Here is a 25,520-nt window from a genome sequence, read left to right as displayed (position 1 = left end):
TTTTTTTTCTGAAGCGAAGCTCAATAAAATATTCTATTTTTAGGAAGATTGAAAAACTTCCAATTATGAAAACCAGTAAATGTATGAACTCGGCTATTGCAGTCTTGTTCTGCTTTGTATTTGCGGCAACGCTAAATGCTCAAACTTCAAAAAAAGAACAACAACTTGTAGACGCTGTTGATACACATCTCAAAGACGCACTTTCTTTATTGGAAACCTCAGTAAATATTAATAGTGGGACTATGAATTTTGAAGGGGTTCAGGAAGTAGGGCGCTTGTATCAAAAAGAATTAGATGCTTTAGGATTTAAAACCGAATTGACTTCAGGTGAAGCTTACAATAGAGCCGGACATCTCGTAGCATCAATTGAAGGAAAGAAAGGCCCAAAAATAGTAATGATAGGTCATCTAGATACGGTGTTTGAATTAGACAGTCCGTTTCAAGAGTTCCAAATGCGCAATGATTCTATTGTAGAAGGTCCTGGAGTGGCTGATATGAAAGGTGGGGATGTGATCATAATTTTGGCAATTAAGGCTTTAAAAGATGCAGGCTTGTTAAAAGACATGCGCATCAAAATTGTCATGACTGGAGATGAAGAAAAAAGCGGTAATCCTTTAGCGCTGAGTAAAAAAGATGTGATCGATGCTGCACAATGGGCCGATATTGCCCTAGGTTTTGAAAATGGAGATAATAACCCTAAAACTATTGTTGTGGCAAGACGTGGTTCTTCAGATTGGAAATTGAAGGTCAAAGGTCAGCCCGCACATTCGTCTCAGGTATTTTCCGAAAAAGTGGGCGTTGGTGCTATTTACGAAACCTCTCGCATTTTAAATGCGTTTTATGAGCAACTTTCCGAAGAAAAAGATTTGACCTTTAATCCAGGATTTATGTTAGGAGGCACTGAGGTAAGTATTAATACTGATCAAACTGGAGGTAACGCCTTCGGAAAAAATAACGTGGTGTCTCAAGCGGTTGAGGTACATGGCGATATTAGAGCGGTTTCTTTAGAACAATTAGAAAGAGCCAAAAAAACGATGCACGCTATTGTTGCAGAAAACTACCCAAAGACTTCTGCAGAATTGATTTTTGATGAAGGTGGATACCCTCCTTTAGACCTAACTGATGGTAATACGCAATTGTTAGCAACCTACAATTTGGTGAGTCAAGATTTGGGCTTTGGAAGTATAGAAGCGGTTAACCCAAGAAATGCTGGTGCTGCCGATATTTCGTTTACTTCGGGCTACGTCGATATGGCTATTGATGGTATGGGGCTTACCGGAGGTTCTGGAGATCATACCGTAGAAGAAACGGCAAATTTAAATCGATTAGCAGAAAAGGCAAAAGTTACCGCCGTCCTGCTGTATCGATTAATGGCAAAACAAAAATAATAGAGATATGAAATATAGTTTGCTCCTATTCTTTTTAAGTACACCGTTTTTTTACGCTCAAAATTATACCGAATACGCCACAGGCAGCAGTGTAGATCTAGATACCAATCATGAGTCTGGCGTGTGTCTCATGGGAGGTGCAACTGAGAATGACGAAGCGATGGCATGGTTTTTAAATAAGGCCAACGGTGGAGATATTGTGGTTTTAAGAGCTTCAGGGAGTGATGGCTACAATGATTATTTTTATTCGGAACTAGGCATTGGTATCAACTCGGTAACCACATTTGTAATTGCTAATGAGTTAGGAGCAACCGATCCTTATGTGCTGGAGAAAGTAGCCAATGCTGAAGCCATTTGGTTTGCCGGCGGAGATCAGTTTGATTACGTGTCCTACTTTAAGAATAATGCTATGGAAGCTGCGCTTAATAATTTTATCAACGTTAAACAAGGGGTCATCGGCGGTACAAGTGCAGGAATGGCCATATTGGGAAGCGCTTATTTTTCTGCGGAAAATGGCACGATTTTAAACGCTGAGGCACTCGCAGACCCTTACCATCCTGATCTGACTTTAGGTTACAATGATTTTTTAGACATTCCATATTTAGAAAATCTCATTACAGACTCCCATTACGATGATCCCGATAGAAAGGCGAGACATAGTGTGTTTTTAGCACGGTATGCAAAAGACAATGGCTTGAATGCCTTTGGTATAGCCTGCAATGAATATACAGCAGTATGTGTAGATGCAGATGGCATTGCCAATGTATTTGGCGAATACCCAGATTATCCAGAATATGCCTATTTTTTACAATCCAATTGTGTTTCAGATTTTATGCCAGAAAACGTTACAGCGGGAGTGCCTGTGACATGGAATAAAAACGAAGAAGCTCTCAAAGTTTATAAAGTCGCAGGAACTTATGGTGGGATCAATCATTTTAATCTTGCAGACTGGACAAATGGTAGCGGTGGCACATGGGAAAATTGGTATATTGACAATGGGACCTTCATCACTGCTGCTGGAGAAAATCCGTTTTGTAACGCATTATCAATAACTCAAGAAGATTTAAATATAGTTTCGGTGTATCCAAATCCATTTTCAGATGTCATTCATATCGATTCTAAAATGAATTATGATACCGTTGAAATATTTAATTCCTTAGGGCAAAAGATGAGTGCGCAGCAAGAACAAGAGTTCATCAATACTTCAAATTGGCCTTCGGGAATTTACATTTTACTCTTAAAAAGTGTTCAAGGTCAAATTGCAAAGACTTTAATTAAAACTTAATAGGAGTTAGAGTTGACTCAAAATTTAATTAATGACTTAAGCCTATTCCAATTTAAGAATACAGTTGTTGCTGAAATTTGAACTAAAAAGAAATTAGATATAAATATAACAACCCTATTTAAGAGTTTTGAAGCCTGATATGATTTTGATTATATTTGAGGGTTTTCATTAAAATAGCTTTTAAAACGTTTATGTCGCAAAATCACAACGTTAAATTAAGAATATCTTATAAAAGCGCTTACAGACTCTTAATTTTTACTGCTTTTATAGGTTTTAATTGGATGTTACAGGGACAGGTATTTCAGCTCCCAGGAACACCACTTGTCAAAAATTTCACGACTGAAGAGATCAATCAAAATTTACAGATTTTTGATATTTCACAAAATGAAAGTGGTGAGATGTATTTTGCTACACCAGCAGGATTGTTGGAATATGATGGTATTCGCTGGAAAAACTACACATCAGGAACAGAGTCAGATTTAAGAACGGTATTGTACATTGATGATCAGCATATTTATACTGGTGGTCATGGAGGTTTTGGATATTGGTCTAAAAATGATAAAGGGGTGTTAAAATTTACAACGTTGTTTTTCAAGCATCCTGAAAAAAACGATCCGCTATTACCTGTTTTTACTGAAATCCATGAATTGAACGGCAAGATTCTTTTTCAAACGTTTCAGGAAATATACATATATGATCCAGTTAGTGAAGAGCTTGATAAAATTACAGCTATCAAAGGTTTCAATGCGCTAATGTCATCAAAGGGACGTGTTTTTATTCAAGATTCCGGAGTAGGCTTGTGCGAAATAAAAGGTAACAAGCTGTTGTTAATTGAGGGTTCTGAAAAGGAAACACTTGAGATTATTGACGTATTTGTAAGATCTAATAATGAGCTTTCAATAATTACAAAGAATAATGGCATTTGGTCATGGAAGGAAGGCGCGTTGTCAAAAAACACATGGGAGATAAATGCATTTATAGAAAAGCACTTGGTCAACGATGCTCAGGAATTAGATAATAATCAGCTGGCTTTAGGAACTATTAGAAAGGGAATCTATGTCATCTCCTCCGATGGGAATATCGTCTTACATCAAGAGAAAAATAAAGGGCTTTTAGAAAATACGATAAGTAGACTCTATGGCGATTTTAATGGTAATCTATGGATAGGTACAGAACGAGGGTTGAGTTATTTGCAAATTAGCAGCAATACCAACTATTTGTTGGATAACGAAGGCGAGTTTGGAACCATTTTTACGAGTCATTTAAAAGATACTACCCTCTATTTAGGAACGAGTCAAGGACTATTTGAAAAAAACATATACCAGCCCAATTCAGAAATAGAATTAATTGATGAGAGTATTGGTCAAATTTGGAAGATAGAAGAGATTGATAATCAGGTTTTGGTAGGTTCACATGAAGGAGTTTCAATCATAGAGAATCATAAACTAAAATCAATACATAAAGAAGGCGGAGGATGGATTTTTAGAAAACATCCCGAAATAGATGATCTTTTATATGTTGGCTTCTATTCAGGTGTGGGTGTCTTTAAAAAGATAAATGGGGAGTGGGTTTTTATAAATAAATGGGAAAATTTCGGCGAATCTTCCCGTTTTATGGAGTTCGATAAATACGGTCAATTATGGGTAGCCCATCCAACAAAGGGATATTACCGTTTAGTCTTATCGAAAGACGGCATGGATCTTCAAGAATTTGAATTTTATGGTATTGGTAATGCTTTCGTGCAAACACTTGCTTATATAAGTAAAATAGATAACAACCTTGTTTTTTATAATCCAAAAGGATTTTTCAATTATGATCCCATAGATAATACCTTTATAACCCAAAAATATGCGTCTCAACTTTTCAAAGGCATAAGTGATATCAATAGCATTTCTCAAGATGGTGATGTGTTTTGGTATTCTACGCCAAAATCTCTCGGATATATTTTGAGAGACCGAGGTAAATTTGTTAAAATCCAAAAACCGTTCTATGCTATAAGAGGTAAGCATCATAATGACTTCAATAAATTTGAAAAAATTAAAGATTCTATTTTTGCAATAGGGATCAATGGAGGTGTAATTTTCCATAGAATTGATGCTACAGATCTTGATTCGGAAAAAATACCACCCACTATTCGGTCTATTGAACTCATCAGTGAAAAGGATACGATACTAGCTCCGATTGAACAAAATAATAAATTGGATGTTCCACATGGCAATAATTTCATCAAAGTAAGAATAGCACTACCAAAGACGCCTTTAGGGTATTCTAATAAAGTTCAATATAAGCTCAAAGGGTTAAAGAATGAGTGGTCTAATTTGGACTATGTTTCAGAATTAAACTTTCCGGGTTTGTCTCAGGGGTCTTATGAATTAGAAATACGCTCGGGTGATGAGAATGGAGATTTATCTCAAACCGTGAGTAAATCTTTTATTGTAAGAGCTCCATGGTACTTAAGTACGATGGCTTTTATTGTTTATGCTTTAGTATTGATTCTTATCAATATTTTGTACAGAGCGTATTTTAAGAGAAAAAATAAGAAGCAGATTGAACGGCTTAAAGAAATGGAAGCAGAAAAGAGGCAACGAGAAAAGGAAAAATTTAAACTAGAAAAACTAGAAATCGATAAGGAAGTTTTAACTCTGAAAGAAGAAAATTTAAACTTAGAAATTAAAAAGAAAAATAATGAATTGGCATCTTCTACTTTAAACAACTTGAAGAAGAATGAGTTACTAACCGATTTAATTGAAGATATAGAGAGAATAGACAAAAATGTTTTAAATAGCTCTTTACATTCTCCAATAAAAAAGGTGTTAAAAAAAATCAACACCCATCTTGTCGATAAAGATGACTGGCTTACTTTCGAACTTCATTTTAGAAATGCACACTCTGATTTTTTTGATAAATTGAGAGAAGAACATCCAGATTTATCCTCAAACGAAATAAAATTAAGTGCTTATCTTAAATTAAATCTTTCTTCAAAAGAAATTGCTTCTTTATTGAACATCTCTATAAAAAGCGTAGAGCAAGGCCGATGGCGGCTAAGAAAAAAACTAGATTTACCTAAAGATTCAAGTCTGGTAAACTACATTCAGTCTTTCTGATAAAATAGAATATTTATTTCAAAGCAGTGTATTTAGCAATCTGGACTTTTATTGTAGAGTTTACTTAGATGTTATATCGCAAGTTAAACCGTAAATATGGTAATTGTAATGAGCACTTATTATATAGTTTGAGAGCATTTTTAGGATTCTAAAAGAAAATAGTATGATTCCGAAATATTTTGCTACTTAATTCATAAAAAACCGGGATATTTTGGTTTTAGGTCATTCAATTTCACTTCACCCAATGTTCTTCTTATTCAAGATTAAGTATCAAAAACTTCATTATAAATTAGAACTTTCCTGTTTCCAATGCACATTACAATTACTTAGGCTTCCCAAGAAGAAGCTCGTATTTTGGATAACGTGAATAAGGTGGTTTTTAACGATTATTGTTCTTTGTGTAAGAGCAGTTCCTCCTATTATTTTAACGGAATTGAAAACAAAGAAATTCAACTTTTAAAGAGGATGTTTTAGGTAAGGTTGTTCTAAATCTAAAAAGTGTAAATGGTAGATATGGGAGATTGAGATTTGGTGATGGACCAAATATTTCAATATCTGTCACGGCAGGAGACAGCTTAAGCATTCAACTAAAAAATATGGGGATCAAAAGAGGTTATCATTTTCGGTTAAAAATGAGGACTCAGACAATTACTTCAATAGTATTCATATTGCAAATTTCGCTAAATAATTCATCCATAATTTCACACATCTTGTTTAATTGTTGGATGATCAATTAACAAATAATGCTTCGCGGTATTTACTATGCGCATTAATGAGATTTATGTTTTTTTAGAACAATTGCTCAGTCAATATCAATTAATTTTCTTCGAGAGTGATATTATAAATTTTTAAAAACTATTAATATGATTAATATAATCTCTGCAATTAACTAGACTTATCTAAATATTCTAGATTAGCAAATTTCATTCTAAATTAATAAAATTTAAAACACTGAAAAACAGTAATTTAATTATTTATTGTAGAGGTTTTGTAGAGTACTCTACACAAGACCATAAGAGGATGTAGATGTTCGTTGTTAGGAAAACATTAAGATTCTGTTAACCTTTGATCATTCAAGTGTGAATGTAAAGGTATGGAGATTATCAAACTTTAATAGCAACGATATTAACGCATATGTATACAAAATTAACTAAAACCTTAACGATGAAAAAAATTACTTTATTACTTGTATTTATGTTGACCAATGTTATTGGATTTGGTCAAAACTTAATTCCAAACGGAGTCTTCGATGATGCAACCGGTTGGACGGTTATAAATCATTATGAAGAGGCAAATACCTTGGGATCAGTCACTATTGCTGAAGGTGTTGCGACATTCAATGAGACTGCCGCTGGAGATTGGAAACATATGGGGGTGTATACGTCTATAGTGCTTGATCCTGGTACTTATCAGTTCGATATGAATATGACATACACAGAAATTAACGACTGTTGGGGTGAGGTTTACATCGGCACTACAGAACCAGTTCAAAATGCTGATTATAGCGGAGATCAACAGGTTATTAAGGCATACAATGCGTGGGATTGTCCAGATATAAAAACTTATGATGGTTTAGCTACAGCATCTGGATGTGACCCAAATACCAATCCGGGAGAATTTGAAGTAACCACGGCTGGTACCTATTACCTTCTTTTTAGATCAGGCGGAAGTACTTATGGCACAACTGGTATTATCATAGATAATATGTCTTTGATAAATGTAACACCAGATACGTCTGTAGATGCATCTTTAAGTGATTTGAAGGTGGATGGTGTATCAATTTCAGGTTTTGCATCAGGTGTTACGAGTTATACATACAATTTGCCTTTTGGAACAACTACTGTACCTACCATTACAGCAACAACTACAGCTCCAGAAGCAACAAGCGTTATTACGGTAGCTTCTGATATACCAGGGACAACAACAATAACGGTAACGTCGCAAGATATGTCAACATCAACAGATTACATAGTGGCTTTTACCGCAACGCTCCCAAATACAGATGCCGAAGATCCAACTTATGCACAGGAAGATGTTAACTCTTTATATAGCGATTTGTATACATCTCCAATTAATCCGAATTATAATCCTGGTTGGGGTCAGGCTACAGTTATGACGCAAGAGGTGATAAATGAAAATAACACGCTAAAATACGCCGGTCTCAATTACCAAGGAATAACTTTTGACGCCATAGACGTTTCAGGAAGAGATTATTTACACTTTGACTATTGGACTTCAAACGGTACACAATTCAGAGCCTCTCCAATTAGTTCATCTACGGGAGAAGTGGCTTATATCATTGCTAATGCTTTACAGAATCAATGGGTAGGTGTGGATGTGCCCTTAAGTTATTTCACAGAAATAAATTCAGACTTTTCTTTAACAGATATTTTTCAATTTAAGTTTGATACTGAATTGTTTGATGGTAATGGTCAAGGAGCAGGAAATACCTCTCAAGGTTTTAACGATGCTACCTTTTATATTGATAACGTTTATTTCTACTCAGGTGCACCTTTAGAAATTCAGGATTTTCAACTCTCCGAAGTCAAGATCTATCCAAATCCTGCAGCTAATTTTTGGAGTGTTACCACAAATAATATAATTATAAATGAAATTGAGGTTTTTGATATGCTAGGAAAAAAAGTAATGTATTCGAAACCTAACGTTAACGTATCATCATTAAACATTGACGCCAGTAATTTAACTTCTGGTATCTACATAGCTCAAATTAGAACAGCATTAGGAATAGTGAGTAAAAGGATTATAAAACAATAATAGTTTCATTATTCTTTTTGCTCACACAATTCTAATGTATGAAGCCAAAAAGAGTGAAATAGTCGTCCATTTCAGGTAAATCAGATAATAAATATGAAGACAATGTTTTTGAATTGCTTAAAAATAACCTCGAAGCAAAAATTACTTACCCTGGTATTAATATATTGTACAACCTTTGCCATAGCGCAAAATTCTTTATCGGGTAAAGTTGTTGATGCTAGCAGCGATACCCCCTTGCTAGGAGCGAGTGTTTTAGTCAAAGGAACTAACTATGGTACTCAAACTGATTTTGATGGTAATTTTGAAATTGATGTAAATTCAGGAGATGTAATTATTATTTCATACTTGGGTTATGTATCTCAAGAAGTTGAAATAAAAGATCAAACGTCTTTGACAATAGCGTTGAAAGAAGATTCAAATGCTTTAGATGAAATTGTTGTTATTGGCTACGGCAGTAAATCAAAAACAAAAGTCATTTCAGCAATCTCAACCATTGATGAGGAAACTTTAAAAAAACAGCCCGTACCAAATGTGAGTAATGCTTTAGAAGGCTTGGCCTCTGGTCTATTTGTAAGACAAACTTCGGGTGAGCCGGGTTTTAGTAATTCCTCTTTTGAAGTAAGAAACTTTGGTAACGCACTGGTTATTGTTGATGGTGCACCTGGGGATTTAAACCAACTGGATCCCAATGAGATTGAAAACATATCTGTATTAAAGGATGCCGCAGCTGCATCTGTTTACGGCGTTCAAGGTGGTAATGGTGTGGTTTTGATTACTACAAGAAAAGGGAAGGTTGGTAAGCCAAAACTAACTTATAGTAATCAATTTACATATACAGCATTTACAAATTACCCCGATTTTTTAAGTTCAGCTGAATACGGTCAGGTATTGAATGAGGGGTTACGAAATGCAAATCTAGATCCCTTTTATACAGATGCCGAAATAGAATTGTTCCAAAACGGTCTAGATCCTATAAATTATCCAGATACAGATTGGAAAGATTTAGTACTTCAAGAATGGGGCTTTCAGCAACGTCATAATTTGAATTTATCCGGCGGAAGTGAAAAGGTAAAGTATTTTGTATCTGCCGGTTTTATTAATCAGGGTTCAAATTATAATTCAGATGCGCTTTCTTTCGAACAATATAATATAAGGTCTAACATTAATGCACAGATTACAGACAACCTTAGTCTTTCGCTTAATTTGGCAGGACGAAGAAAAAAGAACGAGGCCCCAGCTTATTCGGCATTCGATATTTTCAGAGAACTTAGTAGAGCACTTCCTACCGATTTGGCGTATTATCCAGATGGAACGCCAGCACGGCCAAGTTTTAGTCCTATCCATATCGAGGAAGGCTTAAGAAATTTTAATGCGGGATATTTTCGTTCAACCAATAATAACGTTGATGCAAAACTTTCATTGGAATGGGATATCAACCAAGTAGAAGGGTTGAGCGTCAAGGCATTTGGTTCTCTAGTTTATGATAACGTCATAAGCAAAGATTGGGGAAAAAGCTATGAGTTGTTTACATTAAATAGACAAACTGGCGAGTATAATCCGTTTACCGCCACACCAGTAGGTGCATTTAGTGAAACTATTTTACAACAATCTACCAATTATAGCAACTCTTACGTTTTAAGACCATCACTTAATTACGACCGTGATTTTGGTGATCATAGTATATCTGGTCTGTTTCTAACTGAGATACAACAAATCGAAGGTCAAAATTTTCTTGGGAGACGTCAAGATTTCCAATCTGATGCTATCGACCAATTGTTTGCTGGGTCACTACAAAACCAAGTAGCAGAGGGGGGAGAATTTCGAGAGAACCGTTGGGGGTATGTGGGCCGATTTAGCTACGACTATAAAGCAACATATTTTGTGGAATCTTCATTTCGAGTAGATGGATCATCGCGATTCGCGCCAGGAAACGAATGGGGATTTTTCCCATCGGTTTCTGTAGGATGGCGGTTATCTGAAGAGCCTTTTTTTGAACCAATTAAAGACGTTGTTCGCAATCTAAAATTAAGAGGGTCAATTGGAACTGCCGGAAATGATGGTACGGCAGCTTATCAGTGGTTGAGTGGTTTTACCTATAGTTTCTTTTTTGCTGCAGATGACGAGGGTACTACACCCACTATAGATAATACAGCATTGGCCAACAGGGACATTACTTGGGAAACCAACACAACGTATGACATTGGTTTAGATGCCAGTTTCTTGGATAATGATTTAACACTTTCCTTCGATTATTTTTATCGGAAAAGAGAGGATGTAATTGCATTTGCCTCGGGGAGTGTACCAAGCACTCTGGGAGTGGGATTGGCAGCACAAAATCTCTACGAATTTTCGAATGAAGGTTTTGAGTTTTCTATTAATTATAACAAGCAAATAAATGAAGATTTAAAAGTGAGTGCGTTACTTAACTTTTCAAGGTCTCGTGAAAAAGCCATTTTTATTGATGAAAATTTTCAAGAAGACCCATTTATGAGAGAGAATCTTACAATTACAGGAGGCTTTACAGGTCTTAGAAGAGGTTATATCTCCCAAGGTCTTTTTCAAAATCAAGAAGAAATAGACCAGTGGGCCATTCAAGACGGTAATGAAAATATGAGCATACAACCAGGCGACGTAAGATATCAGGATTTAAATGGCGACAATATTATTGATGTTAGGGATCAAAAGGTATTTGGAAATGGAGATAAGCCGGCTACCAATTACTCTTTGAATTTAGGTGCTGAATATAAACGATTTTCGCTGTCTGTACTATTGACCGGTGCTGGCGGATATGATATATATGTAGATGGGGAGGCACAAAGTCCATTGCGAAATGGGTTTAACGGTTATGAATACCAATTGGATTATTGGACACCTCAAAACACTGGGGCTGCGTATCCACGAATATCTAACGGTGGGTTTAACGACAATAATTATAGATACTCTGACTTTTGGAAACGTGATGCCGACCACGTAAGAATTAAAAATATTAATTTAGGCTATACACTTCCTAAGTTTGGAGAAAACCAAGGTTTTGATGAACTAAGAGTATTTTTTACAGGATACAATCTTTTTGTCTTTACAAAGTATGATGAGGACTTTGATCCGCAAAACACATCATCTGTCGGCTGGTATTATCCCCAAACTAAGTCATTAACCGTCGGCTTTAATTTAACATTTTAAAAAAATATGCTATGAAAACTCATTTTTTTATTTTAAGCTTAATGGTAGTCACACTATTCTCGTGCAGCGATTACCTCAATGAACCCCCGTTAGATAGAATAACGGAGAATGATGTCTGGAGTGATAAGAATTTAATGGATTCTTATTTTTTCCAAATTTACGATAGAATGCCTTTTGATTATCTAGCTGATTTTGGCGGAGGTGCTGGGGGCGGCGCATTTCGTGATGCCTTGACCGATATCGCAAGAAGTAGCTATTCATGGACACCAGCAACAAATACGTTTAGACCTGGTAATTGGGGTACTGCCAATAATACTTGGCCTTTAGATTGGTGGGGTTACGATAACATTTGGAAAATAAATAATTCCATAGAAAATCTTGAATTAATAGGGACCGGTGTGCTTTCCGATGAAGAACGAAATAATCGCTTAGGCGAGATGTATTTTTTGAGAGCTTATTGTTATTACGAATTGGTAAAACGATATGGTGGCGTACCTATAATTCTCGTACCACAAGATCCAGAAATTACCCCTGAAGAAGAATACTTCCCATCAAGAAATACAGAGAAGGAAGTTTACGATCAAATATTATTAGATGCTCAAAATGCATTTGAACTGTTACCAAATCGCTGGGATTCTCAGTTAGCCAGAGCTACAAAATGGGCTGCAAAGTCCTTAGAGTCAAGAGTAGCTTTATATGCTGGTAGCATTGCAAAATATGGTTCGGTACAGTTGGATGGCTTGGTAGGAATACCATCCCAAGATGCAGATAGTTATTACCAATTATCATTAAATGCCTCACAAAGCGTAATCTTAGAATCGGGTCACAGTTTATTCAACCAATATCCAGACCCTTCCGAAAATTACGCCAAGTTATTTACAGACGAATCGGTAAATGAGATCATTTTTAGGAAAATTTGGATTCCGTTTGAAAAAGGACATTCTTATGATTTACGAACTGTGCCTTACAGTTATCGTTTAGACTGGGGTTCAAGCATGTCTCCAACTAAGCAATTTATTGATAGCTACGAGGTGTTGAATACAGGATTATTACCTAATGAATCTGGTTCACAATATGATGAATTAAATCCATGGGAAAACCGAGATCCACGTTTAAAAGGAACGATATTGACTAATAATGACATGTTTCAAGGATCTCCTGTAGAAATATGGTATGCCACTGAAATTGATGGAGTAATAGATACAGGAAGTGGTACAGGTGTAGGTAAGGATGGTATCGGCGTGCATCCAGATGCCACAAAAACAGGTTTTTACGTACGTAAATACTTAGAAGATGGATCAAGCCCTTTGTTTATACCAGAATTTTATTCGGGGCAGGATTGTATTCTCTTTAGGTTGGGCGAAATTTATCTAAATGCAGCAGAGGCAGCTTTTGAATTGAACAATTCAGATCTTGCTAGAGATTATATTGAACCTATTAGAACCAGGGCAGGATTAGAAACAAATTTACGTTTACAGTCCTATTCTGGAGAGGCGCTAAGAGATAGAATTCGTAACGAACGAAAATTAGAACTTGCTTTTGAAGATCAACGCTATTGGGACGCAAGAAGATGGCGTATTGCAGAAGACGTATTTAGCATTCAAGTAGAGGGCGTTAGGACATTAAGACATATCGATGGTTTTGGAGATGAGACATTTACTTATGAAACGTTTGATGCAGAAGCAGAACAAATGAATTTTTTCCCAAGACAATACTATATGCCGATAGGTCAAGACAGACGTAATAATAATAATGACCTTTTGGAAAATCCAGGTTACTAAAAATCCTCAAAAATAAATTCAGCGGCTTTTTATATGTTAAAAAATCCTACTGGCTTTAAGAAACGAGTTGAAACCATACAAGTTTTTTACTTAGAGTGATCAAAATAAATAATATTGATTAAAAAGAAAATTATGAGAACATTAAAATTTATAGCAAGGATAATGATGATAGGTGTCATTATTATTTCTACGGGTTGCGCTGATGACGATTTAGTTGCAACAGAGCCAACAGCTGAAGATGCTGAGTTTACCTTTTCATTTGATCCTGAAAATCCAAATAGGGTTGTCTTTAGTGCGACTCCAAGCAATAAAAATTGGTATACGCACTGGGATTTTGGAGATAATTCCTCTTCAGAAGGTTATGAAGCAAATAAAGTATTTCTCAGAAGTGGTGATTACGATGTGAGATTCAAGGTGTTTACTGATGGGGGTACTGCCGAGTCTATTCAAACTGTTGTGATTAATCAAAACTTTCAAGGGCCAAATTTTTTATTAAACGGAGAATTTAATGGTAGTGATGAGTGGACTGTCTTGCCTATAACTGATGGGGTTAATGTAAACTTTACTGGTGATCAAGCCGTTTGGACAGGTGGAGGCGGTGGACAAGTAGGGATCTATCAAGCGGTGCATGTAGAAGCAAATGTACCTTATCAAATTAATATGGAAGTCTCAGGAAGTGGACTTACAGATTCGTGGTATGAAGTATATATTGGTTCAGAAACTCCAATACCAGGTCAAGATTATAACGATGGAGGAATCCGTTTGGGGCTAAGTACTTGGGGCGGATGCGGTAATGAACCTTTTGAAGGATTTCTTTCAGAAATTAGCTGTGTAGGTGAAGGTGGAGGATTAGTTCAATTCACTACCGCTGGAACGGTGTATTTGGTTATTAGAGGCGGTGGTGCTAATTATGGTTCGTCAGGCTTAACCTTGGACAATGCTTCTTTTTCGCCATTGTTACCTGGAATTGTTTATACACCACCCTTGTTTCTGCCAGATGCTAATTTTACTTATAGTGTTACAGACGATCTTACAGTAGAGTTTACAAATACATCCAGTAATGCCGATGGCTATGTATGGGATTTTGGAGATGATGCTGGTACTTCAACAGATGAAAATCCAACCTACACATACGCTAGTGAAGGTGTATACACAGTCAAACTCACGGCTACAAATAGTGATGGTTCTGATGAGTCGTTAAGAGACATAATATTTGGAGATTCAAATAACTTAATTACGAATGGAACTTTTACTGATGAGGGTGGTTGGACCGTTATCAATCAATGGGAAACGAATAATACAAATGGTTCTGTAATCATAGAAGATGGAGTAGCAAAATGGATTAATAATGCAGATTGGGCGCATTTGGCAATTTTCCAAAGCGTAGATCTCGTTCCGGGTACATATCAATTCGATATGGATGTAGATTATGCAGGAATCAATCAGGTTTATGGAGAAGTCTATTTGGGTGCTGATATGCCAGTAGAAGGAACTCCAACTGAAGGTATTGAATATAATGGTGATTTTCAAGTGCTCAAGGCTATTAATTGGTGGGATTGTGGAGCTTCCTATGAAGGTTCTGCAGTAGATGGGGCTTGTGATCCTGAGACAAATCCAGGGCGATTTGAAATTACGACCGAAGGAACCTACTATTTGTTGTTTAGATGTGGTGGTCAAACCTATGGTCCTGAAGGTGTAATAATTGACAATGTATCGTTAGTTCAAGTAAACTAAGAAAATGACATTCAGAATGTAATATAAAAAATTTGTGTTAGCCCTTAAGTTGTTTTACTGGTCTTATTTTGACCAGTAAAGCCTTTTGGAATGTAACTGCTAATTTTTCTAAAATAAAAAGCAGGCATTTTACACAGAAATATAATAAATATGAAAAAAACAATACTACTATTTAGTTTACTACTAGTCACAACTATAAATTGGGGGCAAGGTCTTGTTGCTCAGGGAACTGAAATTGTTAATTCAAGTGGAGAACCTGTTCTGTTAAGAGGAGTAGGGCCGGGTGGTTGGCAAATAATGGAAGGCTATATGATGCAAACTTCTGGTTTTGCAGGTGCTCAGCATGAGATCAAGGAAAAATTAGTCGAGTTAATGGGGGAAACCAATACAGAGACTTTTTTTGCAGAATGGCGCGCCAATCACTTTACACAACGTGATGTAGATTCATTAGCTGCTTGGGGCTATAACAGCATACGTATACCAATGCATTATAATTTGTTTACACTTCCTATTGAAGAAGAACCTGTTCCAGGAGAAAATACTTGGATTGAAACGGGTTTTGAATTGATTGATGACGTGTTAGAATGGTCTGCACCGCATAATATATACGTTATTTTAGATATGCATGCCACACCAGGAGGTCAAGGTACTGGGTCAGAAATCAATGATTACGATCCTGATAAACCATCCTTATGGGAAAGTCAGGAAAACCGAGATAAACTCGTCGCTTTATGGACCAGAATAGCCGATAGGTATAAAGATAATGAATGGATTGGAGGTTATGATTTAATCAATGAAACGCATTGGGATTTAGGGGATCAAAATGCATTGTTAAGAGAAGTTTATGAAGATATAACAACAGGTATAAGAGGCGTAGGGGATAACCACATTCTTTATATTGAAGGGAATTCATATGCCAATGACCATAGAGGATTAACTCCGCCTTGGGATGATAATTTAGTCTATAGTTTTCATAAGTATTGGAGTTTTAATAATGAAAATGATGTGGATTGGATATTGCCTTTGAGGGAAACTCACAACGTGCCACTATGGATGGGAGAGTCTGGTGAGAATTCAAATACTTGGTTTACAGATGCCATTTCACTTTTTGAAAATAACAACATTGGATGGGCGTGGTGGACGGTTCGTAAAATAGGAGACATCGATAGTCCTTATGCGGTGGATATTAATCCAGGCTATCAGGAGATATTAGATTATTGGCAAGGAAATGGTCCCCAACCGACTGCTCAAGAAGCCTTTGATGGAATGATGCAACTTGCTCAAAACTTACTAGTCGAAAACAGTAGATATAGAAAAGATGTGCCTGATGCGTGTATAAGACAAGTACAAACCGATGAAACGATACCTTATCATGGAAGTGCTGCGCAGATTCCTGGTGTAATTTACCTTTCTGATTTTGATTTAGGAAAAAACAATTTTGCATACTACGATACGGTGGTAGCAGATTATAATTTATCTACTGGAAATTTTACAGCTTGGAATAGTGGCTGGTCCTATCGAAACGATGGTGTCGATATTGAGAGAAATACAGACGACATTAATAGTAATGGGTTTCATATAGGGTTCGTAAACCAAGGGGAGTGGATGAAGTACACCGTTGACATAGATGAAACAGCTGTGTATAAAGCAATGGTCAGGTTGGCAACAGAACAAACTGGAGGTGAATTTTTTCTGACAATTGATGACCAAGAGGTGACTACTACCCAAATGGTGGACGCAACCGGTGGCTGGACACAATTTACAACCTTTGAAATTGATGATATTATTCTGTCCGAGGGCGAACACAGTTTAAAACTACATATTAATAATGACATTGCTGTAAATCTTAGTAGCATAGAATTTGAGGCCACGGGAACATCAGATGCTCTTGCTTTAAATGCCTTAAATGGCAAAACTGGTGATAATGAACAGTCTGTTGAAATTACAATTAGTGAATCCTTGTTAGCAAACTCCTTAGATCTTTCACTAGACGAATTTACAGTTAGTGTAAATGGTGAGGATAGAAATGTGGTTTCGGTCACAGCAGATCCAAATAGAGACCGCTTGATTATTCTTAACGTTGAGGGCTATTTAATAACGGGAGATGAAATACTGGCAAGTTATTCAGGTAGTAGCGTTCAATCAGAATCAGGTAAGACCTTAGAGACATTTACAGATTTGGTAATAAATAATATCAGCCCAAATCGATTCATTATTCCAACATTAATTGAAGTAGAGGATTATGATGAGATGGTAGGTATGAATTTAGAGGATACAGAAGATGAAGGAGGTGGGCAGAACTTTGGTTTCACCGATCCAGGAGATTATGCAGACTATTCAATTTATGTTCCCGAGACTGCTCTTTATGGTATTAAATTTAGAGTTGCTGGTTTTAATGAGGGGAATATAGGATTATATACTGTAGATGAAAATGGTGATGAAAATGAATTGGTGACCACGACTACTCCAATTACAAATGGATGGCAAACTTGGCAAACGGTATCTAGTGTTCTCAACCTAGAACAAGGTATTTATAAGTTAAGAATGAAAATTTTAGCTGGTGGATTTAATTTCAATTGGTTTGAATTTGGGGCGCCAGATAGTGATGGTGATGGGGTTTTAGATGGTAACGATGCATGTCCAAATACGCCTGAAAATACCGTAGTTGATTTAGCTGGCTGTGAGATTTTTAATCTACCGCCAGATAATTATGTCTTATCTGTGTTTAGTGAAACTTGTCGGTCTTCAAACAATGGAAGTATTTCATTAGCTGCGGTTGCCAACTATGACTATACGGTTCATCTTACAGGTGAAAACTTCGAAACTTCGGAAACCTTTTCTTCAGAAATTAATTTTGAAAATTTAAGCGCAGGAACCTACCTCCTTTGTGTGACCATTGCCAGCCAGCCAAATTACGAGCAATGTTTTTCTATAGTAGTTTCAGAGCCAGATGAGTTACAGGTAAACTTAGAGCGAAATGCTAATGCTTCTCATATAACCGTAAAACTAGAAGGGGGTGACATCTACTACGTGACCTTTAATGGAGATACGACTATAACTCAAGAGAGTGAAATAGAATTAGATTTGACTAAGGGTAAAAATGAATTAAGTGTAAAAACCAATAAAGACTGCCAAGGCATCTACAATGAAACGATACTTTCAAGCGCAGTACCACTGGTATATCCAAACCCAGCCATCAATAATAAAGTATTTATAAATATGGGGTTTTCAGAATTGAATAAGGTTCCTGTCGAAATTTATGATGTCTCAGGTAAATTGATCATGTCAAAAACATATCAGCTAGAGAACAATGAATTGGAGATTGACTTATCCCAAATAGAAAGCGGATTTTTAATTCTGAAAATAATTACAGCAGAAAAAATTTATAATTTCAAAATCATACAGCAATGAATAGATTCTTAAAAATATTGGCACTGGGTACATTAGCGTTACTAATGGCAACATCTTGCAGTGAAGATGACGAAAACACTGCTGTTGCTGAGGTTGTGCCAATGGCGGCATCACTTATATATCCCGAAAATAATACAGAATGCAATGAAGGAGTTGTGATTTCAGATACCGAAACAGACGTTCTGTTTCAATGGGAAGAAGTGCCCACGGCGTTTTCCTACGTCTTACAGATCACGAATTTAAATGATGGGGTGTCAAGAAATATCAGCACCAATTCAAATGAATTTTTAATTCGTATTTTTAGAGGAACACCATATTCATGGTCGGTGAAGTCTTTGTTCAACGGCACAAATGATACATCTGAAAGTGACGTTTGGAGGTTTTATAACGCTGGTCTTCCACAAGAGACCCATCCACCATTTCCTGCCGAGGTTGTTTACCCTCAATCTGGCGCCAGTATTGACCAAGGAGTGGTGCCATTGCAGTGGGAAGCCTCAGACATAGATAATGATATCGCATCTTACCAAATACTTTTAGATACCACAACACCCCCTTCTACGGAAATTGGAGTTACGAGTAATACTCAGTTCGAAATAGAAGTGTCTTCTGGGCAGGTGTATTATTGGAAGGTGCTCACTACAGATGGATCAGGAAACATTTCAAATTCTCAGATTTTCCAATTTTCAGTAAATTAAAACGTAGCCAACGCAACATAAAAAGCAACTATAATTTGAATGATGAATAAAGCGTGTTTCTTTAATTTTATAGGAGTTTTATGCATGATACTGTCTTTGATCTCATGCAAAACAGACCCTAAAACAGAGGGGAATATAGAAAGTAGAGCTGAGATTTGGACAATCGATTTTAAAGATGATTTTAACACCTTCAATACCGATAATTGGCAAGATCAGCGTATCTGGGTCAATAATGAAAAGCAGTGCTATGTTCCAGATAATGAGTATGGCACCCGTCAAGTTAGTGAGGGGACATTGAAATTAAAGGTTATCAATATCGGCAAACAACTCGGCTGCGATAACTTAGACAAAAATGGCAAGCAGCATCCCGATACAGAGTATGTAGCGGGTAGAATAGCCTCAAAAAACCGAAAAGAATTTACCAAGGGAAAATGGACAGCGAGATTAAAGTTATCAAGCAATGGCGAATCTAGTATGTTCCCGGCTTGGTGGTTGCTTGGTGCACAAAATAACGAAGCACCGGTACAAGAATCAGACGAAGATATTTGCTGGCCTATGACGGGTTCAGGTGAGATTGATATTTTTGAGCACCATGGCGACCATCAAAAAGACCATTTTACAACAGGTGCTATCAAAAGCCTAGAAGAATGTGATAAAGGAGATTGGTGGAGCTTACGCAAAGGTTTTGACGCCGACTTAAATGAGTATCACGATTACTCTGTAGAATGGGAAAAAAGCGATTTAGTATACCGTATTGATAACATTGAAATATATCGAAACGTAGGTCAGGGAGATAAATATCCTGAGCCTATGTTTGCCATATTAAACTACGCTAAAATTACCGATGCGCCTATGGTTGGAGAATGGGTGATGGAGGTAGATTGGGTAAAACACGAATCTCGAAACTAAAGGACGTTATTTTAAAAATAGCAGGTCCACTTACAAATGCTCCTCAAGCATTTTAAAGAAACTATTAATTCTAAATCTAAAACAGATAATGCTTCTAAAACACTTTAATTTCATAGGCTTACTCGCACTGGTTATATCCTGTTCAGATGCTAAAGTCAAAACAGAAAAAGATACAGAACCTGAGGTTTCAACAGAGACAAAAAGTTATAATGGTCAAGGCTTCGAGGTCTACACTACAGCAAAGGATACCGAGTTGAGGTTGTCTAAAACCAAAAGTGCATCTTTTAGCGATAGAGATCAACCTCTAGAGACTAAAATTGCTGTATTTGTTAATCCAGAAAAAACGTTTCAAACGTATTTAGGTATTGGAGGCGCCATAACCGATGCGTCTGCAGAAGTGTTCTCAACCTTAGATGATGTACAACAAGACCGACTTTTAAATTCTTTATACGGTAAAGATGGTATTGGTTATAACATCATCAGAACTAGTATTCATAGTAGCGACTTTGGTTTAGGAAGTCATACCTATATTGAAGAAGGTGATGCAGAATTAAAAACATTTTCTATAGAAAAAGACAGAGAAAAAAGACTGCCCTTTATCAAAAGAGCCATCGCGCTAATTGATAATGATCTTGTGTTTTATGCTAGTCCGTGGAGTCCTCCGGCCTTTATGAAAACCAACAATAATATGCTTCAAGGTGGTAAATTGCTCCCTGAGTTTAGACAGGCTTGGGCCAATTATTATGTCAAATTTATTGAAGCTTACGAGGCGGAAGGAATTCCGGTTTGGGGGTTGACGATACAAAATGAACCCATGGCTGTTCAAAGATGGGAATCTTGTATCTATACGGCTGAAGAAGAGCGAGACTTTTTAAAAAATTATTTAGGGCCAACCTTGGAAAAAGAGGGTTTGGGCGATAAAAAAATTGTGGTTTGGGATCATAATAGAGATTTAATTTCAGATAGGGCAAACACCATCTTTGAAGATCCAGAAGCATCAAAATATGCTTGGGGTATCGGGTTTCATTGGTATGAGACTTGGACGGGCGGTTTGCCAAAATATGACAATCTCAAGAGCGTCAATGAATCATTTCCATCTAAAAACCTATTATTTACAGAGGGGTGTCAAGAGGGTTTTGATGCTGAAAAATTACAGTTTTGGCCTAATGCCGAGCGCTACGGAAACTCAATGATCAATGATTTTAATAGTGGTGTTGTGGGCTGGACAGATTGGAATATTTTACTAGACGAAAGGGGCGGGCCAAACCATGTTGAAAACTTTTGCTTTGCACCAATTCATGCCAATACAAAAACAGGGGAGTTAATTTATACACCAACATATTATTACATCGGCCATTTCTCAAAATTTATTAAACCAGGCGCGCTACGAGTAAGCACCACAACCAGTAGAAGTACTATAGAAAGCACCTCTTTTAAAAATAAAGATGGAAAAATGGTAACCGTTGTTATGAATAAAACCGATGAAAAAATAGCTTATAAATTGATAGTAGGCAATAGCGAAGCGCAATTGGAAATAGAACCAAGAGCCATGCAGTCGATTTTGTACTAACGTCAAGTAAAAAAAGAATGGGCCTCTAAATTTAAAGTTTAGAGGCTTTTTTTATCATCTGTTTTAGATGAATTCTCGTAAAACATTTTCGTTATGATAACTTAACACCCTCTAATAACATACCCTAATTTTAAGCTTATCCTGAATTACTGCTATGGTCAATTGCTACGTTTATTCTATATTTGAAAGAACCCATCCTTATCAGATCACATCATGAGTAAAGTAGTTGCATTTGGAGAGCTTTTATTGAGATTGTCTACACCCGGATTTTTAAAGATTGATCAGGCCAATTCGTTTGATGCTAACTATGGTGGTGGCGAATATAATGTGGCGGTCTCCCTTGCCAATTTTGGGATCTCCACCAGTTTCGTAACCCGCCTTCCAGATAATGATTTGGGCCTTGCGGCTAAAAGCAAAATACGGCAAAATAGGGTAGATGATCGCCACGTGGTGATGGGCGGAAAGCAGTTGGGCATCTACTTTTTAGAGACAGGAACCTCCTTAAGATCAAGTAAAGTCATTTATTATAGAAGAGATAGCGCCATTGCCACTATGGAGCCTGGTACCATCAATTGGCATGAGGTATTTGCAGATGCCACTTGGTTTCATTGGAGTGGCGTAACGCCGGCCATCTCACAATCTGCTGCAGATTGTTGTTTAGAGGCGCTTAAGGTGGCTTCGGAAATGAATCTTACCATTTCTGCAGATCTCAACTATAGATCCACACTTTGGAATTACGGGAAACAGCCTAGCGAGATCATGCCGCAATTGCTAAAATACAGTCATGTAATTTTGGGAGATTTAGATACCGCTTATTTTATGCTCGGTCGTGAGCTTCCAAACCCCGATTACAAAGATTTAGAGTCACTCAAGCCACTTTATGATGAGCTGTTTGAAGCTATTGGAGATCTAAAAATAGCAGCAATGACCATTCGGGAGTCGGTTAGTGCTTCGCATCAAAAAATTGGCGGACTCCTATGCGATGGATCCCAGATCTACAAAACACCAAAGCAATCCATCAACCCCGTAGTAGACCGCGTGGGTTCTGGAGATGCATTTATGGCGGGACTCATTTACGGGCTCCAAACCTATACCAATGATTATAAAAAGACGCTTGACTTTGCCACTTATGCCTGCTGTTTAAAGCACACCATTTCTGGAGATCTCAATAAGGTGAGCGTCGAAGACGTAGAAACCTTAATGGGTGGTGATAAATCGGGGAAGGTGAGTCGTTAAATTCAGGCTGAGGTACTGCTCACGAGCCAGACCTATGTCAATGGGTAGATAAAGGTGAAAGCCTTGATTCTTTGTGTTAGGGCTGAAACAGTCTTGTATTCAAACACTACCAAAATGTCAAATACTTCCAGGCCATAATGTCTTAAAACGTTTCACCAACACATGGCCCGTAACGTCTTATTGTAATGAATGTCATGGCATGATATCTTCTCAATGTCGTGAAGCAGGAAGTTTCCGAAGTACCTTTTTAAAAATGAAGCGCTCTTCATTTCAGCGCCATACAGCGCATCCAAACAAAATGCCTATTCTCAAAAAAGAGGATGTCGATTAAAAGTGTAAAATTCACAATTCAATAAAGATATGTGTTATATTGTAGGTATTATTTTTAAAAATCTATAAAAAACAATGTTTTTTCAATAAGTATGCTAAATTATTGAGTTTATATGTTTTTGAATCCAATAGATCCATAACCAATTTGTCATCTTTAAATTATGAATAACCAACTTAAAAAATATTGGAAAGAGAACCTCCGTTACCTGGCCATCCTATTGTCCATTTGGTTTCTGGTGTCTTTCGTTTTCGGAATCCTCTTAGTAGAAGAACTCAATACCATTCGTATCGGTGGGTTTAAACTTGGGTTTTGGTTTGCCCAACAAGGCGCTATCTACGTGTTTGTGATCTTGATTTTTGTGTACATCCGTTTGATGAACAAGTTAGATAAAAAGTACAATCTCGATAGCTAAGTTATGGACATTCAACTCTGGACCTGGATTCTCGTAGGCCTTACATTTTCACTTTATATTGGTATTGCCATTTGGTCAAGAGCAGGCTCTACCAATGATTTTTATGTAGCAGGTGGCGGCGTGTCTCCGCTTGCAAACGGATTGGCCACTGCGGCCGACTGGATGAGTGCGGCCTCCTTTATCTCCATGGCGGGCCTTATTTCATTTAGCGGTTACGATGGCTCGGTGTACCTTATGGGGTGGACTGGCGGTTATGTACTGCTGGCGCTACTCCTGGCACCCTATCTTAGAAAATTTGGCAAGTTTACGGTGCCCGATTTTATTGGTGACCGCTACTATTCTAATGTGGCCAGAACCGTTGCCGTGGTCTGTGCCCTATTGATTTCTTTTACCTACGTTGCCGGGCAAATGCGTGGTGTGGGCTTGGTGTTTTCCAGATTTTTGGAAGTGGACATCAATACTGGGGTGATTATTGGGATGATCATCGTGTTATTCTACGCCGTTTTGGGTGGCATGAAAGGCATTACCTATACCCAAGTGGCACAATATTGTGTGCTCATTTTCGCCTTTATGGTGCCTGCTATTTTTATTTCCATACAAATGACGGGAAACCCAATTCCACAAGTGGGTTTTGGCGGAAAAGTAGAAAGTGGTGCCTATCTCTTAGATAAATTAGATGGCTTGCATCGGGAATTGGGCTTTCACGAATATACCTCGGGCAGTAAATCTACCATAGATGTATTCTTTATAACCGCTGCCTTAATGGTGGGTACGGCGGGGCTGCCGCATGTGATTGTTCGGTTTTTTACGGTTAAAAAAGTAAGTGACGCTCGTAAATCTGCGGGTTGGGCCTTATTGTTCATCGCCATATTGTATACCACCGCACCAGCCATATCGGTGTTTGCAAGAACCAATATGATAGAAACGGTGAGCAACAAAAAATACGAAGAGTTGCCAGAGTGGTTTACCAACTGGGAAAAAACAGGTCTCATTGTATTTAATGATAAAAACCAAGATGGCAGAGTGCAGTATGTGGCAGATCCTGCTACCAATGAGTTGGAAGTAGATAAAGATATTATGGTACTGGCCAATCCAGAAATTGCCAACCTGCCCAATTGGATGATTGCCTTGGTGGCAGCAGGTGCCCTTGCAGCGGCGCTTTCTACAGCTGCCGGCTTATTATTGGTGATTTCGGCATCGGTCTCACACGATTTGATCAAGAAAATGATCAAACCAGATATTTCAGAAAAAGGCGAATTGATTGCTGCACGTTTAGCCGCAGTAGTAGCGGTATGTGTAGCTGGTTATTTTGGGATCAATCCACCAGATTTTGTGGCAGCAACCGTGGCACTGGCCTTTGGGTTGGCTGCAGCATCCTTTTTTCCGGCCATCATTTTGGGGATATTTTCAAAGCGTATGAACAAAGAAGGCGCCATTGCAGGCATGGTGATAGGCATCTTGCTCATGTTGTTTTACATGCTCAAGTTTAAGTTTGATTGGTTTGGCGGAGGCACAGAGGCCGATTGGTGGTTTGGAGTCTCTCCAGAAGGTTTTGGCACTGTGGCCATGATCGTAAATTTTATCGTCTCTATCGCCATCTCACGGGTGACCCCAGCACCGCCAGAGCATGTGCAAGAGATTGTAGAGAATATTAGGATTCCTAGTGGTGCAGGTGAAGCTACGGGGCATTGAGGGGTGCTGATAAGCCC

Annotated in this window: 15 protein-coding genes; all 15 read left to right on the top strand. The window is 37.5% G+C overall.

Annotated elements, in window-relative coordinates:
• Nucleotides 1-65: 65 nt before the first annotated feature.
• The 15 genes from P176_RS0105490 (at nucleotide 66) to P176_RS0105425 (ending at nucleotide 25,503) form a co-directional block, all read left to right on the top strand.
• Nucleotides 66-1,388 carry a M20/M25/M40 family metallo-hydrolase gene (locus tag P176_RS0105490; RefSeq protein WP_026753757.1) on the top strand — a complete coding sequence of 441 codons (1,323 nt, stop codon included), beginning with the start codon at nucleotides 66-68 and terminating at the stop codon, nucleotides 1,386-1,388.
• Nucleotides 1,389-1,395: 7 nt separating this feature from the next.
• Complete coding sequence (locus tag P176_RS19035) at nucleotides 1,396-2,673, top strand: T9SS type A sorting domain-containing protein (protein WP_026753756.1); 1,278 nt, start codon at nucleotides 1,396-1,398, stop codon at nucleotides 2,671-2,673.
• Between the two features lie 191 nt (nucleotides 2,674-2,864).
• Nucleotides 2,865-5,777, top strand: a complete 2,913-nt coding sequence (locus P176_RS0105480) for a helix-turn-helix transcriptional regulator (RefSeq protein ID WP_026753755.1) — start codon at nucleotides 2,865-2,867, stop codon at nucleotides 5,775-5,777.
• A 1,164-nt stretch (nucleotides 5,778-6,941) separates the two neighbouring features.
• The gene (locus P176_RS0105475) at nucleotides 6,942-8,552 is read left to right on the top strand and encodes a T9SS type A sorting domain-containing protein (protein WP_197022149.1); all 1,611 of its coding nucleotides are present in this window, start codon (nucleotides 6,942-6,944) and stop codon (nucleotides 8,550-8,552) included.
• A gap of 93 nt (nucleotides 8,553-8,645) precedes the next feature.
• Entirely contained in the window at nucleotides 8,646-11,732 is a 3,087-nt protein-coding gene (locus tag P176_RS0105470) for a TonB-dependent receptor (protein WP_026753753.1), read from the top strand.
• Nucleotides 11,733-11,743: 11 nt separating this feature from the next.
• Entirely contained in the window at nucleotides 11,744-13,513 is a 1,770-nt protein-coding gene (locus P176_RS0105465) for a RagB/SusD family nutrient uptake outer membrane protein (RefSeq protein ID WP_051605408.1), read from the top strand.
• A 132-nt stretch (nucleotides 13,514-13,645) separates the two neighbouring features.
• Nucleotides 13,646-15,247, top strand: a complete 1,602-nt coding sequence (locus tag P176_RS20250; RefSeq protein ID WP_156032964.1) for a PKD domain-containing protein — start codon at nucleotides 13,646-13,648, stop codon at nucleotides 15,245-15,247.
• Nucleotides 15,248-15,397: 150 nt separating this feature from the next.
• Nucleotides 15,398-18,658, top strand: coding sequence for a carbohydrate-binding protein (locus P176_RS0105455; RefSeq protein WP_026753751.1), 3,261 nt, complete (start codon nucleotides 15,398-15,400; stop codon nucleotides 18,656-18,658).
• Nucleotides 18,655-19,353, top strand: coding sequence for a hypothetical protein (locus P176_RS0105450; RefSeq protein WP_026753750.1), 699 nt, complete (start codon nucleotides 18,655-18,657; stop codon nucleotides 19,351-19,353). Before P176_RS0105455 ends, P176_RS0105450 begins: the two co-directional genes overlap by 4 nt.
• Nucleotides 19,354-19,392: 39 nt before the next feature.
• Entirely contained in the window at nucleotides 19,393-20,262 is an 870-nt protein-coding gene (locus P176_RS0105445; protein ID WP_231481194.1) for a family 16 glycosylhydrolase, read from the top strand.
• 88 nt (nucleotides 20,263-20,350) lie between these two features.
• A complete protein-coding gene (locus P176_RS0105440; RefSeq protein ID WP_026753748.1) occupies nucleotides 20,351-21,832 on the top strand; it encodes a glycoside hydrolase family 30 beta sandwich domain-containing protein in 1,482 nt (493 codons plus the stop codon).
• A gap of 213 nt (nucleotides 21,833-22,045) precedes the next feature.
• The gene (locus P176_RS0105435; protein ID WP_026753747.1) at nucleotides 22,046-23,068 is read left to right on the top strand and encodes a sugar kinase; all 1,023 of its coding nucleotides are present in this window, start codon (nucleotides 22,046-22,048) and stop codon (nucleotides 23,066-23,068) included.
• Nucleotides 23,069-23,267: 199 nt separating this feature from the next.
• On the top strand, nucleotides 23,268-23,399 hold the full coding sequence (locus P176_RS20760) for a hypothetical protein (RefSeq protein ID WP_255327183.1): 132 nt from the start codon (nucleotides 23,268-23,270) through the stop codon (nucleotides 23,397-23,399).
• Nucleotides 23,400-23,559: 160 nt separating this feature from the next.
• On the top strand, nucleotides 23,560-23,811 hold the full coding sequence (locus P176_RS0105430; RefSeq protein ID WP_026753746.1) for a DUF4212 domain-containing protein: 252 nt from the start codon (nucleotides 23,560-23,562) through the stop codon (nucleotides 23,809-23,811).
• A gap of 3 nt (nucleotides 23,812-23,814) precedes the next feature.
• Entirely contained in the window at nucleotides 23,815-25,503 is a 1,689-nt protein-coding gene (locus P176_RS0105425) for a sodium:solute symporter family protein (protein ID WP_026753745.1), read from the top strand.
• Nucleotides 25,504-25,520: the final 17 nt, after the last annotated feature.

The sequence above is a fragment of the Sediminibacter sp. Hel_I_10 genome (assembly GCF_000688335.1).
Taxonomy (GTDB): Bacteria; Bacteroidota; Bacteroidia; order Flavobacteriales; family Flavobacteriaceae; genus Psychroserpens.
Note: the sequence above shows the minus strand (reverse complement) of the source record. Positions and strands in the feature narration are given on the sequence as shown.

Coding starts and splice junctions, on each gene's coding strand:
- P176_RS0105430 (WP_026753746.1), top strand. CDS start 23,560: ATGAATAACCAACTTAAAAAATATTGGAAAGAGAACCTCCGTTACCTG.
- P176_RS0105455 (WP_026753751.1), top strand. CDS start 15,398: ATGAAAAAAACAATACTACTATTTAGTTTACTACTAGTCACAACTATA.
- P176_RS20250 (WP_156032964.1), top strand. CDS start 13,646: ATGAGAACATTAAAATTTATAGCAAGGATAATGATGATAGGTGTCATT.
- P176_RS0105490 (WP_026753757.1), top strand. CDS start 66: ATGAAAACCAGTAAATGTATGAACTCGGCTATTGCAGTCTTGTTCTGC.
- P176_RS0105465 (WP_051605408.1), top strand. CDS start 11,744: ATGAAAACTCATTTTTTTATTTTAAGCTTAATGGTAGTCACACTATTC.
- P176_RS0105425 (WP_026753745.1), top strand. CDS start 23,815: ATGGACATTCAACTCTGGACCTGGATTCTCGTAGGCCTTACATTTTCA.
- P176_RS19035 (WP_026753756.1), top strand. CDS start 1,396: ATGAAATATAGTTTGCTCCTATTCTTTTTAAGTACACCGTTTTTTTAC.
- P176_RS0105440 (WP_026753748.1), top strand. CDS start 20,351: ATGCTTCTAAAACACTTTAATTTCATAGGCTTACTCGCACTGGTTATA.
- P176_RS0105450 (WP_026753750.1), top strand. CDS start 18,655: ATGAATAGATTCTTAAAAATATTGGCACTGGGTACATTAGCGTTACTA.
- P176_RS0105470 (WP_026753753.1), top strand. CDS start 8,646: ATGAAGACAATGTTTTTGAATTGCTTAAAAATAACCTCGAAGCAAAAA.
- P176_RS0105445 (WP_231481194.1), top strand. CDS start 19,393: ATGATGAATAAAGCGTGTTTCTTTAATTTTATAGGAGTTTTATGCATG.
- P176_RS0105480 (WP_026753755.1), top strand. CDS start 2,865: ATGTCGCAAAATCACAACGTTAAATTAAGAATATCTTATAAAAGCGCT.
- P176_RS0105475 (WP_197022149.1), top strand. CDS start 6,942: ATGAAAAAAATTACTTTATTACTTGTATTTATGTTGACCAATGTTATT.
- P176_RS0105435 (WP_026753747.1), top strand. CDS start 22,046: ATGAGTAAAGTAGTTGCATTTGGAGAGCTTTTATTGAGATTGTCTACA.
- P176_RS20760 (WP_255327183.1), top strand. CDS start 23,268: ATGATATCTTCTCAATGTCGTGAAGCAGGAAGTTTCCGAAGTACCTTT.